The organism is Desulfobulbus oralis (genome assembly GCF_002952055.1).
Classification (GTDB): Bacteria; Desulfobacterota; Desulfobulbia; order Desulfobulbales; family Desulfobulbaceae; genus Desulfobulbus; species Desulfobulbus oralis.
Genome location: NZ_CP021255.1, coordinates 1,982,308 through 1,999,245 on the forward strand (window position 1 = coordinate 1,982,308; position 16,938 = coordinate 1,999,245).

Annotated in this window: 17 protein-coding genes, 1 tRNA gene and 2 pseudogenes; 6 read left to right on the forward strand and 14 right to left on the reverse strand. The window is 58.8% G+C overall.

All coding sequences use genetic code 11. From position 1 onward, the window contains the following. Positions 1–172 precede the first annotated feature (172 nt). The 14 genes and pseudogenes from CAY53_RS08740 to thiM form a co-directional block, all read right to left on the reverse strand. Positions 173–452: pseudogene (locus CAY53_RS08740) on the reverse strand (acyltransferase); the annotation flags it as partial. A gap of 120 nt (positions 453–572) precedes the next feature. Beyond that, a pseudogene (locus CAY53_RS12710) lies at positions 573–680 on the reverse strand (alpha/beta hydrolase); the annotation flags it as partial. 115 nt (positions 681–795) lie between these two features. After that, positions 796–1,251 carry a cyclophilin-like fold protein gene (locus CAY53_RS08745; RefSeq protein WP_219842650.1) on the reverse strand — a complete coding sequence of 152 codons (456 nt, stop codon included), beginning with the start codon at positions 1,249–1,251 and terminating at the stop codon, positions 796–798. Between the two features lie 45 nt (positions 1,252–1,296). Beyond that, positions 1,297–2,376, reverse strand: a complete 1,080-nt coding sequence (locus CAY53_RS08750) for an alpha/beta hydrolase (protein WP_425430780.1) — start codon at positions 2,374–2,376, stop codon at positions 1,297–1,299. 128 nt (positions 2,377–2,504) lie between these two features. Further along, the gene (locus CAY53_RS08755) at positions 2,505–2,990 is read right to left on the reverse strand and encodes a flavodoxin (protein WP_219842651.1); all 486 of its coding nucleotides are present in this window, start codon (positions 2,988–2,990) and stop codon (positions 2,505–2,507) included. A 270-nt stretch (positions 2,991–3,260) separates the two neighbouring features. Continuing rightward, on the reverse strand, positions 3,261–3,695 hold the full coding sequence (locus tag CAY53_RS08760; RefSeq protein ID WP_104936787.1) for a type II toxin-antitoxin system HicB family antitoxin: 435 nt from the start codon (positions 3,693–3,695) through the stop codon (positions 3,261–3,263). A 34-nt stretch (positions 3,696–3,729) separates the two neighbouring features. Then, positions 3,730–3,912 (reverse strand): type II toxin-antitoxin system HicA family toxin, encoded by a 183-nt coding sequence (locus CAY53_RS08765; RefSeq protein WP_104936788.1) that lies wholly within the window; start codon positions 3,910–3,912, stop codon positions 3,730–3,732. 192 nt (positions 3,913–4,104) lie between these two features. Beyond that, positions 4,105–4,191 (reverse strand) — tRNA-Leu (locus CAY53_RS08770). A gap of 99 nt (positions 4,192–4,290) precedes the next feature. Further along, complete coding sequence (locus CAY53_RS08775; protein ID WP_104936789.1) at positions 4,291–6,009, reverse strand: glutamine--tRNA ligase/YqeY domain fusion protein; 1,719 nt, start codon at positions 6,007–6,009, stop codon at positions 4,291–4,293. 6 nt (positions 6,010–6,015) lie between these two features. Continuing rightward, positions 6,016–7,503: a glutamate--tRNA ligase gene (gene gltX, locus CAY53_RS08780; protein ID WP_104936790.1), complete on the reverse strand. Its 1,488-nt coding sequence runs from the start codon at positions 7,501–7,503 to the stop codon at positions 6,016–6,018. Between the two features lie 540 nt (positions 7,504–8,043). Then, positions 8,044–8,547, reverse strand: coding sequence for a metal-dependent transcriptional regulator (locus CAY53_RS08790; protein ID WP_104936792.1), 504 nt, complete (start codon positions 8,545–8,547; stop codon positions 8,044–8,046). Positions 8,548–8,634: 87 nt separating this feature from the next. Then, positions 8,635–9,366, reverse strand: coding sequence for a metallophosphoesterase family protein (locus tag CAY53_RS08795; protein ID WP_104936793.1), 732 nt, complete (start codon positions 9,364–9,366; stop codon positions 8,635–8,637). A 194-nt stretch (positions 9,367–9,560) separates the two neighbouring features. Next, the gene (locus CAY53_RS08800) at positions 9,561–9,869 is read right to left on the reverse strand and encodes a thiamine-binding protein (RefSeq protein WP_104936794.1); all 309 of its coding nucleotides are present in this window, start codon (positions 9,867–9,869) and stop codon (positions 9,561–9,563) included. Positions 9,870–9,879: 10 nt separating this feature from the next. Then, positions 9,880–10,713: a hydroxyethylthiazole kinase gene (gene thiM / locus CAY53_RS08805; RefSeq protein WP_104936795.1), complete on the reverse strand. Its 834-nt coding sequence runs from the start codon at positions 10,711–10,713 to the stop codon at positions 9,880–9,882. 528 nt (positions 10,714–11,241) lie between these two features. Between thiM and CAY53_RS13770 the strand changes: the two genes are divergently transcribed. The 6 genes from CAY53_RS13770 (at position 11,242) to CAY53_RS08835 (ending at position 16,726) form a co-directional block, all read left to right on the forward strand. Next, positions 11,242–11,940, forward strand: a complete 699-nt coding sequence (locus CAY53_RS13770) for a MotA/TolQ/ExbB proton channel family protein (protein WP_017865692.1) — start codon at positions 11,242–11,244, stop codon at positions 11,938–11,940. After that, on the forward strand, positions 11,937–12,377 hold the full coding sequence (tolR, locus tag CAY53_RS08815; RefSeq protein ID WP_017865691.1) for a protein TolR: 441 nt from the start codon (positions 11,937–11,939) through the stop codon (positions 12,375–12,377). Before CAY53_RS13770 ends, tolR begins: the two co-directional genes overlap by 4 nt. Before the next feature lie 370 nt (positions 12,378–12,747). Then, positions 12,748–13,137, forward strand: a complete 390-nt coding sequence (locus tag CAY53_RS12715; RefSeq protein ID WP_146106467.1) for an energy transducer TonB — start codon at positions 12,748–12,750, stop codon at positions 13,135–13,137. Between the two features lie 68 nt (positions 13,138–13,205). After that, positions 13,206–14,849: a (2,3-dihydroxybenzoyl)adenylate synthase gene (locus CAY53_RS08825; RefSeq protein ID WP_245874790.1), complete on the forward strand. Its 1,644-nt coding sequence runs from the start codon at positions 13,206–13,208 to the stop codon at positions 14,847–14,849. Positions 14,850–14,857: 8 nt separating this feature from the next. Further along, positions 14,858–15,481: an NAD(P)-dependent oxidoreductase gene (locus CAY53_RS08830; RefSeq protein ID WP_245874917.1), complete on the forward strand. Its 624-nt coding sequence runs from the start codon at positions 14,858–14,860 to the stop codon at positions 15,479–15,481. Positions 15,482–16,096: 615 nt separating this feature from the next. Continuing rightward, positions 16,097–16,726, forward strand: a complete 630-nt coding sequence (locus tag CAY53_RS08835) for a 4'-phosphopantetheinyl transferase family protein (RefSeq protein WP_181040243.1) — start codon at positions 16,097–16,099, stop codon at positions 16,724–16,726. Positions 16,727–16,938: the final 212 nt, after the last annotated feature.

Sequence of the window (16,938 nt, forward strand, 5' to 3'; positions counted from 1 at the left end):
CTTGCGCCTACAGGCCGTGCGTACTGATGTTGCCTGCCAGGGTAACGGGATGCGAACCCGGGCCTGTGGGTTTGGGGTGAATCGCAGGCTTTCCGGAGTCTGGGCCGCCGCCTGCACACCGCAGCGGAGCAGGCCCAACAGTATTGCCGCTATCTTTTCCAGAGCCGCCACCTCAGCGTGTTTTCAGGATCCTGGCCGGGATGCCGCCGACAAGGGTTTCAGGCGGCATGTCTTCGCGCACCGCCGCGCCGGCCGCCACAACGGTGTTTTCCCCCCACGCTCACGCCGAGCAGAATGGTCGCCCCGCGCCGCTCTGCCGGATCGAGCGGGTGATTGACGCTGATGATGGTGGCGTGCGGACCGATCAACACCCGCTCCTCCAGACTGATGCCGCCAAGGTTGGTGAACATCGCCCCGCTGTTGATGAACACCTGCGTGCCGATGGGCAGGTTCATGAATAGCTCCGGCGGCTGACTGCCGAGGTGCTTTGCAAGGGCGTCATGAAAAAGAGCCGGCATGCACAGGGGTGGAAATACCATTGATGCAGGCCGCCCGAAAGCGGCCTGAAGTCCTTATTGCAGATTGGCCCTGAAGAACTGTTCGAATTTGTCAAAGGGAATCTTGCCTGCGGTGTTGTCGTACAAGTCGGTGTGGTTCGCGCCTTTGACGATAAACAGTTGCACAGTTGAGCCGGTAGCTGGCGCATGGGCGGGCTTCATCCCACTATCGGCATTTATGTGGCGGGTTAAAACTCGCCCTGCGGCAGATGATTTTTGCTTTTGGTGTCAGGCGTTCTCAGCGCTCAAGTTTGACCGACACATTCCCCGTGCCAACGGTGGCTTTCAAGTTTGCCGCGTTATCGATTTTGCCAAGGTGGGTGTAGCGGTAAGGCGTAGCGAAACTTTCGTAGAAGATGACCAGGCTGTTGCCCCGCCAGAGCAGGATGTCGCCCGTTTCGATGCGCCCGACGGCTTCGTCGTTGGCAGGCAGAGCCTGCGGCAGCGGGCCGACTTTTTCGTTGCGGTTGTAGTCGCGCAATTCAACAGTCAGCGGCAGTTGTTGTTGCAAGGCTTCGGCCGCCGGGGTATCGGCAAGAGTGGTTGCGAAGAGTCGTCCGTTTATCGTGATCTTCATCTTGGCTCCTTGGGTTTGCTGGGGGAGCGAAGCGGCAGGTGGTGGGCTTGCCTGACTGGTTTCGGGGATACCGCCGAGGCAGGCCAGCAGGGCAGCGGCGAGTAGCAAGGTTTTCATGGCGGCTCTCTGTTAAAAAGCCGCCCAAGCGGGCGGCCTTTGTTTTTATTTCAGATGCTTCTTGAAGAACTGCTCGAATTTGTCGAAGGGAATCTTGCCCGTGGTGTTGTCGTACAAGTCGGTGTGGTTCGCACCTGGTACGATGTACAGCTCTTTATCCTGGCTGCCTAACGATTGATAGGCGTCCTCGCTGAAATAGCGTGAGTGTGCTTTTTCACCGTGTACGACTAAAGCGGGAGCACGCAATTCGCTTGCACGTTGCAGTATCGGCATATTGATGAATGCCAGCGGCACAGTGGTTGCCCATGAACCTTGCGGACTGGAATTGACCGCGCGGGGATGGAAGCCGCGTTTGGTGCGGTAGAAATTGGCATATTCGGCGATGAATTTCGGCGTGTCGGCGGTGATGTCTTTTGCCGGGTCAAGGTTGTTGGCGGGCGAAAGAGTGGCGTAGCCGTTTTGCGCGGCTTCCCAGCGGCCGTTGTTCAATTGCACTTTCGTTTGGTAGCGCGCGGCAGCGTCCGTTTGTGGCTGGGCGCGGTCGTAGCCGCCCTGGGCGTTCTGCTTCATGTTGATTTCGTAGCCGTTGGCCATCACGCGGGTCATGTCGTACATCGTGCTGGTGGCGACGGCCTTGATGCGCGTGTCGGATACCGCCGCGTTCAGTGCCATGCCGCCCAAGCCGCAGATGCCCAAAATGCCTATTTGTTCGCGGTTCACGAAATTTTGCAGACCAAGATAGTCCACAGCAGCGCTGTAATCTTCGGTATTGATTTCGGGCGAGGCCATATTGCGTGGCTCGCCGCCAGATTCGCCAACGTAGGATGGGTCAAAGGCCAGGGTAACGAAGCCACGTTCTGCCAGCGTTTGCGCATACAGTCCACTGGACTGTTCCTTTACTGCACCAAAAGCACCAGCGACGGCAATCGCGGGCAGCTTCGCGCCGTCTTTGATGCTCTTCGGCACATAGAGATCACCGGCAAGGGTGATGCCGTAGCGGTTTTTGAACGTCACCTTGTGGTGCTCGACCTTGCTGGACTGCGGGAAGATCTTGTCCCATTTGCTTTCCAGTTGCAGGGCTTGCGCGCCTTTCATGGGGGTGATGGTTACGGCGGCGTGGGTCATGGTGTGTGCTCCTAATAAGGTTGTGCCAAGAACAATGGCGGCGGTTAGGGTTCCGAACGTGCGGGACAGCATGGCTTGTTTCATGGCAGGTTTTCTCCTTTATGCATGGTTTGCGTCGAGAACATTTCTCACCTCCTGTTCAGGTCGTTTGCGCTCAGCCAGGCGTCGATTCTTCGCCCCGCATCAGCCGCGTCTCTTCCATAGACCTCGAGACTGCTCAGCACCGTGGCTCCGGTTCCCAGCTTCCGCACATCCCCCGTGATACGACCGAGCCCGCCACCGCCATGGGTACAGAAGGCGGCGATCGTTTTTCCGGAAAAGTCGTTGGAGGCCAAGAAGGCGGCGACCGGAGGAGCCAGCGTGTTGAACCAGTTCGGCGTGCCGAGCAGAATGGTGTCGTACGAGGCAATGTCCTTGCAATGTTCCGCGAGTTCCGGCCAGCGCCCTTCGCGAACCTCCTTTTTGGCCCGCGCCACGCAGCTCTCATAGTCGCTGGGGTAGGCTTCAGCGGCCTTGATTTCAAACAGGGTGCCGCCGGTGGCCTTTTGGAGCTGTTCGGCCACCTGGCGGGTATGTCCCTGATAGGAAAAGTAGACGATCAGTGTGCGGTTCATGGGCGTATCCTCCTGTGACGCTTTCGTTTCCGATGCAGGGAATCCTCATTGCCGTGTCCATGGCGTCAATTTTTGTGCCAGGAAAAAATAGCGGCCCAGGTGCGGGCCGTGGCAGATGCCCGTATGCAGGCGACCAACTAAAATACAGGAGGCGTTTATGGCGTTCCTGATTCAACACCCGCCAAAGGGCCGTTTGTTTCATGATGAGGATGACTCGGAGGATTGACAAAACCGCGTCCGGAGAACCGGACGCGGTTTTTTATTGGCAGGTTATTCCGCAGGTACGGCAGATGGATATTTCTCCGCCAGATAATAGTCCACCGCACGGGTGATAAATTTGGAACGGTCGAGGCCCTTGACCCCCTTGACCAGCAAGTCAATGGCATCAACTTTGTCTCCTGGCATCATAATATCGATGCGTTTTTTGGGGCGATACGCGGCCATTGCCTTTTCCGTGGGCATGATGGGGAAGACGCGTTCCCCTTCTTTTGCTTGGGCAAACACTTCATCATAGGTGGATGGTTCGCCATAGTCCTTGCCTTTGCGCCCACATACAAGAATAGCCGAGAGTGCGTCCGCAGCCATGTCTAAAGCCTCGTCCAAACTATGCCCCTGTGTCAACGCACCAGGGACATCGGGAAAACTCACCCACCAGGGAATATCCTTGGTCTGCCCACGATGAAAAATTGCGTAATACCTCTGCATATTTCTAATCGGGGCCTTGCGGCCCTCCGCCTCCTTACTGTGCAGCCAATTTGGCTTGTTTGATCAGCGCCCTAGCCAGGTCTTCGTCAATCTCCTTGTGTCGGGGGATGACGAGCATCTGGCCTTTTTTGTCCCGCCAGATGTCGTGGTTGCCACCGTGGCGACCCTCTTCTGCTCCCAAGGCCTCTAGCCGTTCGATGAGGTCTTTTTTCTTCATGCCGCCTCCTTTGTCAGCGTTAACCTCATGGCTACATAATATCCGTAATGTGTAAAAAAAATGCAAATTATTTTTACGGATTACACAAAAAATAAAAATGACAAATTATAATTTACATTGGATCACAGCCGTACATGCAACATGGTAACCAAAAAGGGGTTACGGTCTATGACCGTAACCCCTTGAATTTACTGGTGCCGGAGGTCGGAATCGAACCGACATGGGGTCGCCCCCGCTGGATTTTGAGTCCAGTGCGTCTACCAGTTTCACCACTCCGGCGCAGGGCTGAACATATAGCAGAGGGCAGGACGCTGCGCAACGCTTTTTTCCCGGCCAGGGCTGGACGCCAGGCGATATGAGGTCGCTTGCCTGGTCCCGTTATTTTTGCGAAGGGGAGGGCGCCGCATTGATCTTTTGCCAACTGTCCTTGAGGGACACGATACGGTTGAAGACCAGTCTGTCCGGCCGGCTGTCCGGGTCCAGACAGAAGTAACCCTGCCGTTCGAACTGGAAGCGGTCTGCCGGCTGTGCCTTTGCCAGGCCCGGCTCCAGCATACAGCGGGACAGCAGGGTCAACGACTCCGGGTTCAGAAAGTCCGTGAAGGGGCGTTCCCTGTCGCCATCCGGTTCTGCCTTGATGAAGAGCCGGTCGTAGAGCCGAAGCTCCGCCGGCACCGCCTGCGCCGCCGCCACCCAGTGGATGGTGCCCTTGACCTTGCGGCCGTCCGGCGCATTGCCGCCCCTGCTTGCCGGATCATAGGTGCAGCGCAACTCCACAATCCTGCCGTTTTCATCTTTAACCGCCTCGGTGCAGGTTATCAGATAGGCGTAGCGCAGCCGTACCTCATGGCCAATGCTGAGCCGGAAGAATTTTTTGGGTGCATGCTCCATGAAATCGTCCCGCTCTATGTACAGCTCACGGCCAAAGGGCAGGGGGCGGGCGCCCAGATCCGGGTTCTGTGGGTGATTCTGGGCCAGCACCTCCTCCAGTTGTCCCTCCGGATAGTTGGTGATGACCACCTTCAGGGGATCGAGCACGCCGAATACCCTGAGGGCACGCTGGTTCAGGTCCTCCCGCACGGCGTTTTCCAGGACGCCCATGTCGATCTGCGAGTCCCGCTTGCCGATACCGATAAAGGCGCAGAAATTCCGGATGGCTTCCGGTGTGTAACCCCGGCGGCGCAGACCGGAAAGGGTCGGCATTCGGGGATCGTCCCAGCCGGAAACCCGGCCTTCGTTCACCATCTGCAGGAGTTTGCGTTTGCTTGTGATGGTGTAGCCCAGATCGAGTCGCGCGAATTCGTACTGCCGCGGATGATGCGGCGTTTGCAGGGTGTCCAGCACCCAGTCGTAGAGGACACGGTTGTTTTCGAATTCCAGGGTGCAGAGCGAATGGGTGACGCCTTCCAGCATGTCGGAGAGGCAGTGGGCAAAATCGTACATCGGATAGATGTGCCAGGCGTCGCCCGCGCGATGGTGCGACTTGTGCAGAATGCGATAGATGACCGGATCGCGCAGCACGATGTAGGGCGAGGCCATGTCGATTTTCGCCCGCAGGACGCAGGAACCCTCGGGAAATTCGCCCTGCTTCATCCGCTCGAAGAGCGACAGATTTTCCGCCACGCTGCGGTCGCGGTACGGGCTGTTCCGGCCCGGCTCGGTGAGCGTGCCGCGATACTCGCGGATCTGTTCGCCGTTCAGGTCGCACACATAGGCCCTGCCCATTCTGATGAGCTGGACCGCATATTCGTAAATGGCCAGAAAGTAGTCGGAAGCAAAGCGCACCGCGCCGTCCCAGTGGAAGCCCAGCCACTCCACGTCCCGCTTGATGGCTTCCACGTATTCGCTGGATTCCCTGCCCGGGTTGGTGTCGTCCAGGCGCAGGCGGCATTTGCCGTGAAACTCCTGGGCCACGCCGAAATTCAGGCAGATGGACTTGGCATGGCCAATGTGCAGGTAGCCGTTGGGCTCCGGCGGAAAACGGGTGACGATCGACGGATGTTTGCCGCTCTCCAGGTCGTCTCTGATGATCTGGCGGATGAAATCAAGGGGTTTGGCTTCGGTTTCGGGTTGACCCGGCTGCTCAGCTCTTGTCATGGCGCTTCAGTCAAAAAATTGGTCCACATGGGCCAGACGGCGGCAGATGCGGCTCTGACCCAGCGTGTGCAGCAGATCCGGCATGGCGGGCCCGGCTGCCTGGCCGGTGAGCAGGGTGCGCATCGCGTTCATGATCGTGCCCGGCTTTACGCCCTGTTCCTCCTCCATCGCCCGACACAGCTGCTCCGCAGCCTCGCCGCTGAACCTGGCCAGGGCGGCCAGGCGGCCGGACAGCTCGGGCAGCCAATTTTTCAGTCGCGGCTCCTTGAGCACGCGCTTTTGCAGAGTCTTTTCGTCAATGGCAAAGTCATCGGCAAAATAGGCGCGTCCCAGGCTGGCAAAGTCGTTTAAGGTGTGGAAACGGTCACGAGTCAAAACCAGGGTGTCCAGATACCACTGCCGCCTTGCGCCGCCTGCCGCGAAATCCTCCTGCCAGATGCCGGCCTTTTCCAGCACCGGCTGCACCAGCCTGGCCAGCTCTTCCGGGTCCAGCGTGCGCAGGTAGTGCTCGTTCATGGCAATGAGCTTGGGATCGGTGAAGAACTTGGCGTCGCCCGGCTGGTAGTTGAAGACCGCGTTGGCCCGGTTGATGCGGTCCAGAGAGAAAGCGGCAAGCATCTCCTCCCGGGTGAAATACTCCTGACCTGTGCCCGGATTCCAGCCCAGAAGGGCCAGGAAATTGCAGAGCGCCCAGGGCAGAAAGCCGCGTTCCTCATAGAACTGCACGGCCACGATTTCGCCGTGCTTGCGCTTGGAGATTTTCTGTTTCTGCACGTCCAGGGTCAGGGGAATATGGGCAAAGACCGGCAGCGGCGCGCCCAGGGCCTCGTACAGCAAAACCTGGCGCGTGGTGTTGGTCATATGATCCTGGCCGCGGATGATGTGGGTGATGCGGTCGCGGATGTCGTCCACCACGTTGCAGAGCAGGTAGAGCGGCTGACCGTTGGAGCGCACGATGACAAAATCCTCGATGTCTGCGTAGGCGCGCTCGATGCGGCCCAGTACCTGGTCGTCGTAAAACAGGTTGCCGCTGCGTTCCGGCACCCGGAAGCGGATGACACAGGGCCGGCCATCGGCTTCCAGGCGGGCGATCTCTTCGGGCGACAGATGACGGCAATGGCCGTCATAGCCGGGGTTGCGTTTTTCGGCAAGCGCCCGCTGGCGCTTGGCCTCCAGCTCCTCTTTCGTGCAGAAGCATTTGTAGGCCAGACCCCGCTCCAGCAGGCGCCGGGCAGCGGCCATGTGTTCCCTGGTGAAGTCGGTCTGGAAATAGGGTCCTTCGTCCCAGTCCAGATTCAGCCACCGCAGGCCGCTGATGATGCCGTCGATGGCAGCTTGGGTGCTGCGTTCTTCATCGGTGTCTTCGATGCGCAGCACCAGCTTGCCGCCATGCTGGCGGGCAAAGAGCCAGTTGTAGAGGGCGGTGCGGGCGCCGCCGATGTGCAGATATCCGGTGGGACTGGGGGGAAAGCGAACGCGGACTTCTTCGGCCATGACGACTCCCTGGCGCTGATTGTTGGGGCAAGCACAAGTTGTCCTTTATACCTGTTTGCCGGGGCTTCTTCAAGAGAGGGGCAGAGCAAGCGTACCATTTTTTGCAGATGCTCCATGCGGCCGGGACAGGCGGGGCCAAGTCCGCCCTGTGGCTCCAGCGCAGCGGCTCGTGCGGCCGGAGTGAGGAAAAGCCCATGAAGCGCCATGTCCCGGCTGGCGAGCCTTACCCGCGGCATGCCAGCTTTCTACAGGGCGGATGGCCGTGCCAGGCAAAGGTCATGAACGCATGGGACAGATGGGGCGCAGAACAGGGACAGCGGGAACGGGCAGGCGCATGGCCGGTGGGCAGGGCCGGGTGCGGAGAGAGCGAAAAAATGCCCGGACATGCCGAATTCGGGCTTCGGAGAGGGCAGGGCCAAAGAGAGGACTGTCAGGCAATGCGCTCTGGTGTTGCAGGGCAAGCAGTAGCAATTCAGAAAAGCCAGGCTCGAATCGTTCTTGTTCCGGGCTGAGACCGCCTGCCAGAGCCTGTTCCGGGTTTTATTCCTTTTTGTCGGCAGAGGCCAACAGCGAGCAGTACGGACAATCTTTGGTTTTGTTGCTGCAGTTCTGAGCTACAAACTGGGAGAAATCCGTCCCTGCCGCGGCCGTGCCCCCGGGACAGCGTTCCACATAGTCCGCGTATTTGCGGAAACGTTCCATCACGGTCTTGGAAACTGTGTGCTCCATCTTGCAGGCAGTACGGTCCGCCTCTTCGGCATCCACGCCCAGCACCTTTTCCAGGAAAGAGCGGAGCGCCGTGTGGCGGCCGAAAATTTCCTTGGCCATGGCGGTGCCGGTCTCGGTCAGCGTGATGAGGTCATAGGGCGTGTAGTTGACCAGACCCAGGGCCGAAAGATTACGCAGCGCGCTGGTGACGGAAGAAGCCCGCACACCCAGGGCCATGGCAATATCCTTGGCGCGCGCAGCATGCTTTTTCCGTTCAATCAGGTAGATCCGCTCCAGATAATCTTCCAGGGCGGCACTGAGCTCTATGTCGGCCATGTCGTGCTCTCGGTTGAAATGGCCTGCGGGCAGCAGGGTAGCGCAGATAAAATTTTTGAATCATTATAGGCTGTTTCCGTTTTTCTGTCAATTCAGCTTCCGGCCTAGGCGGTACATCTCGCTGTAAATGGGCGGCAGACCCTGTCTGGCCAGCTCCCTGACAACAGCTTCCACATCGTAGGCCACGCGGTGATGCTCCACCGCGATCCGGCCATCTTCCAGGCTCAGCACCGCATAGGCGGCGCGGGGGTCGCCGTCAAACATGCGGCCGGCAGAGCCGGGGTTGATGAAGTGCACATTGCCCAGATATTTGTGGTAGGGCGTATGGGAGTGGCCGGTGATCACGATGTCCTGGCCGCAGCCCTGGGCGATTTCCAGAAAGCGGCTCTCCGGCGTGTCGGCAAAAAGGAATTCTTCGTGATCTTCCGGGCTGCCATGATAGAGACCGATACGCCAACCCGCCACAACGAGCCGGGCTGTCGGCTCCAGGGCCAGCAGCGTTTGCCTGGCTTCCGGGGCAAGTTGGACAAAGGTGCTTTCGTACATGCGGCGTTTGTCCGGATTTTTCGGGCTCTTCAGCTCCTGCCCCCGAAGCAGCCGAATCACTCCGTCATCCGTGTTGCCGCGGACGGAGATGCTGTGCTGCGCCTCGAGCCAGGCCAGACATTCGTTCGGGAAGGGTGCATAGACCGTAGAGTCGCCGCAGTTGCAGATCTGGTCAAATTGGTCGAGGGGCCGGCCTTTTTGCCGGAGCTGTTCCGTGATGGCCTCAAGCGCCGGGAAATTGCCGTGGATGTCGGCAAGCAGCAGAATTTTCATGGGCAACGGAACCGGTCTGCACCGAAATGCAGCGCCCTCTCTCTGTTAGGGAGGGCCCAAAGGTCTGCGCAGCGGCGGATCATGAAGCGCCGGCCGGCGCAGGGTCATCACAAAAGCGGTATATCCAGGACTGCACGACCCCCGGGGTGCAAGGCGTCTGTCCAGGAACCTACCCCCTTGGGATTGCGAGCGAATCAGGCGCTCTTTTTTTCCAGAATGCGCTCCACAATGGCTACCTTTTTGTCCATCATGCCCTCGTGGCCGGGGCGGATATCCGCCTTGAAGACGACCTCGGTGCGGACGCCTCGTGCAGCCAGGGAGAAGGTGGCCTCCCGGACGACTTTCATGACTTCGTCCCAGTCGCCCTCGATTTCCGTGAACATCGAGTTGGTCCGGTTCGGCAGGCCCGAGGCGCGGATGATCCGCACGCACTCGGCAACCTCTTTGGAAAGTTCTTCGCCAGTCCCGTAGGGGCTGATCGCCACAGCAACCAGAGTGTTCATGTTCGGGGCCTCATGTATCCAGTTTGAAAGGCCAGCCGGCAATTTCTTCCGGAGTGGCCAGGTAAAGTTCGTCGATGAACTGCTGCCTGAAGCTGCCCGGTCCTGGCGCGTCTTTTTCTGCCCTTTCACCGGCCAGATTGTAAAGGGCCACAGATGCCGCTGCCGCGATGAAGGGCTCGGCGCAGCAGGCATAGACGGCCATAACGCCGCCCAGCGAGCAGCCGGCGCCGGTGATCTTGGTCATGAAGGGGGAGCCGCCGGCTGACAGGAACACGGTCTCGCCGTCCGTCACCAGATCCTCCTTTCCGGAAACAGCCACCGCCCCGCCGGTCCAGCGGGCCAGAGACATGGCTGCCTGCCGCGCCTCCGCAACGCTCTGGGTGGTGTCCACACCGCATACCGCAGTCTCCGCCGTGCCGGCATCCAGCTCCCAGAGCCGGGCGAGCGCGATCAGCTCCGAGGCATTGCCGCGGATGATGCCGGGCTTCTCCTGCCGGAAACTGCGGAGCAGTTTTTCCCTGAGCCCGCCGACGCCGATGCCCACCGGATCCAGCACCCAGCTCTTGTGCTGCCCGGCCAGACATCGCACGGTGCGCGGCATGGAGGCCTCGTAGAGCGGCAGGATGGTGCCCATGTTGAGGTACATGGCCCCAGCAGCCTCAGCCATGGCTTCGCCTTCATCCGCCAGATACACCATGGCCGCCGAGCCCCCGATAGCCAGTTGTGCATTGGCCACAAACTCCATGGTGACCGCATTCGTGATGGACGGCGCCAGGGGATGCTCCTGCCGGACGCGCTCAGCCGCCTGTTTTATCCGCTCCCTTGTTTCCGCTGCATTTCGCATGGGCTGTTCTCCCCTGTTGAGTCATACCTTGAAATGCCACCGCTTTTGCTGCAATGGACGATCCCTTATACCACGGCTCCAAAGTCATGACCATTGCCGGATGCGCAGCATTGCGCTTTTTGCTCTGCCCGCAGGCGGCAGGGCACGAGTGGCGTGGCGCAGGATGGCAGCTATGCCCGGCTGCTTACCGGGCAGGAGGAACCCATGCGTAATACATGCGTGATGGCATCTCCGGGAGCAGGAACAGGTTTTGACGTTCTGGAAAGATAAAAAAAAATGCCTCAAATAACAGAAACAGGCCAAAAAAGCAGTTAGAAGACTACGAAAACTGCATGTTGCGATGCGCCAAGCGACTTGTGTCATCCCAGGACGGCGAGAAAAGAATGCAGGCAAAAGCGACGGTGCTTTTGCTGCGGCCTGGACCTTGACGACACTGCCCCCGAATCCGGGCTCCGGCAGGCTCTTGGCTGTGTACAGTGCGTGCCATACCCTTTGGCACAATTTACAGGTTTTGGACGGAATGCGAACATGGATGCCATGATTAATGCCATTGCCGAGGCCACCCTTGTTTCAAAGTGTGTGCTGTGTCTGCTGCTCATGATGTCGGTATTGAGCTGGGCCTTTATGGCCGGCAAGTGGCTGGCTCTGCGTGCAGCCCGGAAGCGCGCCGGTGATGGTCTGGCCGCCTTTGACGAAGCTCGCTCGCTTCGAATCGCCCTGGACAAGCTGGAAGACGATATGCGCTCGCCGCTTTTTGGCGTCACCCGCCGGGCGGTGCGGGAATTCAACCGCATCAATGGTACAGGTGATGCGGAAAGACTTCTGAACGACAACGTCCGGCGAGCTCTGCATTTTGGTATTGCCGAAGAGATGGGGCGACTGCGTTCTTCCTTGGCCCTGCTGGCGACCACGGCCAATACCGCTCCCTTTATTGGCCTTTTTGGCACGGTCTGGGGCATCATGCATTCCTTTCAGGCCATTGCCCAGATGAAAAACGTGTCTTTGGCTACCGTGGCGCCGGGCATCGCCGAGGCGCTCATCGCCACGGCCGTGGGCCTGCTCGTCGCCATTCCGGCAACCTTTGGCTACAACATTTTTTGCGCGAAACTGGCTGCGATTGAAGGCCAGTGCATCAATTTTGCGGGTCAGCTCCTCAATCGGATGCAGCACGAGAGCAGTACACACGCCCGGGATGGGCTGACCTTTGCCGGGGAGGCGCAGGCGTGAACGGCAAGGGTGGCAACTCGGATTTTGTATCAGAAATCAACGTGACGCCGCTGGTGGACGTCATGCTGGTGCTGCTGGTGATTTTCATGGTCACCGCGCCTATGATGGTTCAGGGTCTGGAGGTGCAGCTCCCCAAGGTCGAGGAGAGTGAGACACTGCCCACGGATAACGATCCGGTGGTGCTGAGCATCAAGGAAAACGGCGCCTTCTTTCTGGACACCCACGAGATTGCAGCGGACAGCCTGCGATCTGTACTGACCAGCACGGTGCGGCAGCCTGGGAAGCAGTTGCTGGTACGTGCCGACGCCGGGGTCAACTACGGGAAGGTCATGCAGGCGATGGGTCTGATTCGTGCGGCCGGTATCACGGATGTAGGCCTGGTGACCCTGTCCGCAGACAGTTCCGCTACTGCTGCTCCGGCCATGCCCTTGCCCTGAGTCCGCAAAGCTGCACAGGTGCAACGTGACCTCCCTGCTTCGCTCCCAGTTTCTGTTGCTGTTTTCCCTAACCATACATGGTGCCGCTGCAGGAGCGGTCCTCTGGTTTTCCGATCAGAAGTCGGTGCCGCCGCCAGAGGAAATTTATCATGTGCAGCTGGCGGAACTGGCGCCGCCGCCAGTCCCGAAGCCCCCTCCGCCCGTGCCGCAGCCTCGGCCGGAAACGGTGGAACCGCCAAAGTCGCCACCACAGCATGTGGAACAGCCCAGAGTCCAAAAGAGTGAAGCCAAGAAGATAAATACCAAAAAGCAGAAAAAGCCGGAGCCCAAAGCGCCGCCGCCACGACCGCAGGAAAGGCCAGCTGCTGAAATGGCAGAGCCGGCCCTGCCTGCCCCCGGTCCGACGAGTCAGCATTATGCGGCTTCGCCGCCCGCGCCGGCCCAGGATGCCAGCGTTTTGGGCAACACGGTCTATCAGGTGGACAAGGTGGATCAGCGGCCTGCCATCGCGCGCCGGATTGCGCCCCAGTATCCGGCAAGGGCACGGCGTATGGCGGTGGAAGGCAAGGTGGTGGTACAACTGGTGGTAGACAGGGAAGGACAGCCGGGCAACATTGCGATTTTCTCCGCCGAGCCGCCGGGTTATTTCGAAGAGGCGGCCTTGAGCGCGGCCAGGCAGATGCGTTTTGTTCCGGGCAAGATCAAGGGGCAGCCGGTCAGGACCCAGGTTATGCTGCCCTTCAATTTTCGTTTGCAGTAGAGAATGTTGCATGTGTGTTTTTTATTCTACTCGACATTAACCCAAACATTCAATAAGTGAGATTTGTAATGGAACAGCAATGCCTGAATCAACAAGTGGAGAACACTGCTTTGCAGTATCGGAAAAATGACTACTGGCTGCCACTAAATCTGGGGCAGCGTCTAGGTGGATGGGCTGAGTGTTTTGGTGAACGCACCGCTCTGATCTGTGGCACCGATCGTCTTTCTTATAGAGAGTTAAATCAGAGGGTAGATGCTATGGCCGTAGGTCTGTATAAACTGGGGCTGCGCCGCAGTGACCGCGTGCTCGTGCAGCTGCCGAACAGCACAGGCTTTGTAGTTACTATCTTTGCCCTGTTCCGACTGGGTGTGATTCCCGTGATGATGCTGATGGCGAATCGGGACCATGATATTGATGCCTTTTGTAGCCTGGCTGAGCCCAAGGCCTTTTTTACTACCGAGACCTTCTTGGGATTTTCGTACCGTAAGCAGGCAGAGCAGGCGCAAATACGTCATGCCTGTCTGAAACACGTGGTAGTGGATGGCACTGTAGCGGATGCTCAAGGCAATTTTGTGGCTGTGGCGGATAATACCTTGTCCTTGTTGGAGCTGAAACATGAAGAACCCGAGCCTAAGGATACAGCGGTGCTCCTGCTATCGGGTGGCACGACTGGTACCTCGAAATTGATTCCTCGCACCCATGCAGATTACGCCTACAATGCCATCGCTTCCGCAGACCTATGTGGCTTTAGCCAAGAGACCGTCTATTTGGTGGCGCTGGCAGCGGCCCATAATTTTCCCTTGGCGTGCCCGGGTATCATTGGTACGTTGTCCACTGGTGGTCAAGTAGTGCTGGCGCACAGTCCGGCCCCGGAGGAATGCCTGCCACTGATAGAAAAGGAACGGGTGACTCATACTGCGCTGGTGCCGCCCATGGTCAACCTCTGGTTGAGTGCCTGCACTTGGGAGAAGCATGACCTCTCATCACTTCGTCTGCTTCAGGTGGGAGGATCTGCGCTGGATGCCGAACTGGCTGCCCGCATTCGTCCTATATTGGGATGCCAGTTACAGCAGGTCTTTGGTACGGCGGAAGGGCTTTTGTGTTATACTCGTTTGGATGATCCTGAAGAGGTTATTTTGCACACTCAGGGGCGCCCACTTTCGCCGGACGACGATGTGCGGCTGGTAGATGAAGAAGGCCGGGATGTGCCTACAGGGGCGATCGGAGAGCTTTGGGTTCGAGGACCGTACACGATTCACGGATATTATCGGGCAGAGGAGCAGAATAAACGAGCCTTTACTGCCGAAGGCTATTATCGCTCGGGGGATCTTGTCCGGCGCAGAGCGGATGGCAATTTTGTGGTTGCCGGCCGGATGAAAGACGTCATCAACCGGGCGGGTGAAAAAATAGCGGCTCCTGAAATTGAAGCCGTGTTAAAAACACACGCCAATATTGAAGACGCGGTGCTGGTACCGGTTCCGGATGAGTACCTGGGTGAACGCAGTTGTGCTTTTGTCATCAAGGGCGCTGCTCCACTAGATTTACCGATGCTGCGAGTCTTTCTCGCGGAAAAGGGGCTTGCACGCCATAAGATGCCAGACCAGCTGGAATTGGTGGAGGCTTGGCCCCTGACAGGCGCAGGCAAAATCAATAAACGGCTTTTGTCTGCTTTGGCCGCTCAGTCAGAAACCGCAATGGAGCGCGTACCTTGAATTTGCTTGTGATTGGAGCCAGCCGGGGCATAGGCGCTCAGGTTGTTTCCCAGGCATTGTCTGCCGGACATCAGTTGACAGCCATGGCCCGACACACAGAGGGTATGTCGGCGACGGCGTGTCTGCGTTTGGTGCAGGCCGATGTGCGGGATGGGACTGCGGTCTTGGCTGCCATGGACGGGCAGGACGCCGTTGTCATGACCGTAGCCTGCAGGTCGAGCTTGAGACCGGTTTCGCTTTTTTCCGAAGGTACCCGCCAGGTGCTACGCGCCATGCAGGCACACGGTGTTAGACAGCTGGTCTGCGTGACCGGTATTGGCGCGGGGGACAGCTATCACCACGGCGGCTTTGTCTACGACCGGCTCGTTTTGCCTCTGCTGCTCAGGACCATGTATGCAGACAAAAATCGCCAGGAGGCACTGCTTCGTGCTGCGGATTGCGACTGGGTCATTGTCAGGCCGGGTTTTTTGACCAATGGGCCCTTAACCTGCCGCTATGCCGTTCATACCGATCTTACCGGCGTGCAGGCTGGCCGTATTTCCCGGGCCGATGTGGCCCATTTTATTCTGACTCAGCTTGAAACCATGCGCTACCGTCATATGACGCCTTTGATCACAGGCTGCAAGGGCTGATCCAGGCTCGGGCCTCATGAATCGGGAGAGCATATGACGAAAGCCGCGAGGCACAGAGCTGAAAAGAAAGTATGTGCCCAGCGGTCATAACGCATGGCTATGCTCCGCCAGTCTTCCGGTGGCCGTACCAAGAAAAAGGAAGACCTTCGCCATGCCAGTTCCGGTTCAGTACCGTGACGCTCTTGCCGGCAGCAGAGGGCGCGATGACTGAAAGGAGGACTCCATGGATTTTTCCGCATCCGGACATCCGATCTTGAGTCCTTGGTCGAGCAACTTTATGACGCACTCGCTCCCCTGCTGGAAACCCCCTTTGCCCTGTTTGGCGGTGAGGATGATCCGGAAACCGGGTCAGAGGATCTGGACGCTTGGCAACAGCATTGCAAGGGCACCTTTTGTTGCCACAGTTTCCTGGTGGCCATTTCTTCATCAGAAGCGCCCAGAAGCAGCTTTTGTCACGATTGATCCAGGAGTTGGCTGGCAGTGTATGAGCCGGGCCCTCTTTGGCCGAAAACCCAGAGCGACCACTGCCGCCTATATGTGCATACGCTCTCCGGGCCGCAGGAGCTTGGGCGGATACCGCCCTGCCTGCGTGCTCATGAGTGCCGGGTTTTCATCGTGCCGCTTGCTGCAATGGCAGCCAGCCTTCTGGAGCTGCGGGCAGTGCTTTCTTCCGAAGAACGCAGGCGAGCGGATGACTTCCATTTTGCCCGGGACGCTGCCATGTTTGCGGTGATCCACGGTGTGCTCCGTCACCTTTTGGCCCGCTTGCTGGCCACTGCGCCGGAGGCAGTGGGCTTCACGGTGCAGCCCGGGGGGAAACCGGCACTGGCGCCAGGTTTTTCCGATTCCCTGCGTTTCAATATCTCCCATTCCCGCTCATACGCTGCGGTGGCGCTTGCCCGCAATTTTGAGCTTGGGGTGGATATTGAAGATGTCCGGCCCATGGATGATATGCAGGAGCTGGCGAGGGACTGCCTGCACCCGTGGGAGGCGCGGTGCATCGAGGCGGCAGTGGGGCCGGACGCTGCCCTGCGGCAGTTCTACGCCATCTGGACGCAGAAGGAGGCGGTTTTGAAGGCCCTGGGCGAGGGTCTGCGCATTCCTCTGCACAGCTTCAGGGTGCCAGGAGAAGCCGAAGGCTGGGCAAAAGTTCCCGACTCTGTCCACCTGAACGGCCCCCTGTATGTGTCGACCCTGCAAAACAGGGACTGGATGGGGGCTGTGGCCCTGGCCCGGCCGGTATAAGAGTCCTTGTAAAAATAACGCTGCCCCGCCTTTTGCTCCAGGGACAGCTCCGCCCGCTCCCTCTTGCCGGCCGCCTGGGCTGCAGCAGGACCTCGTGCAGAACCATGCCTCATTTTCCCGGTCATTTTCAGCGAAGTCTTTTCTCCGGTTGCCTTTCTGTGCAGCTTGTATCAAAGTCCTGGAGGCAAGGCGTTTTTTATTCCTGGAGAGCA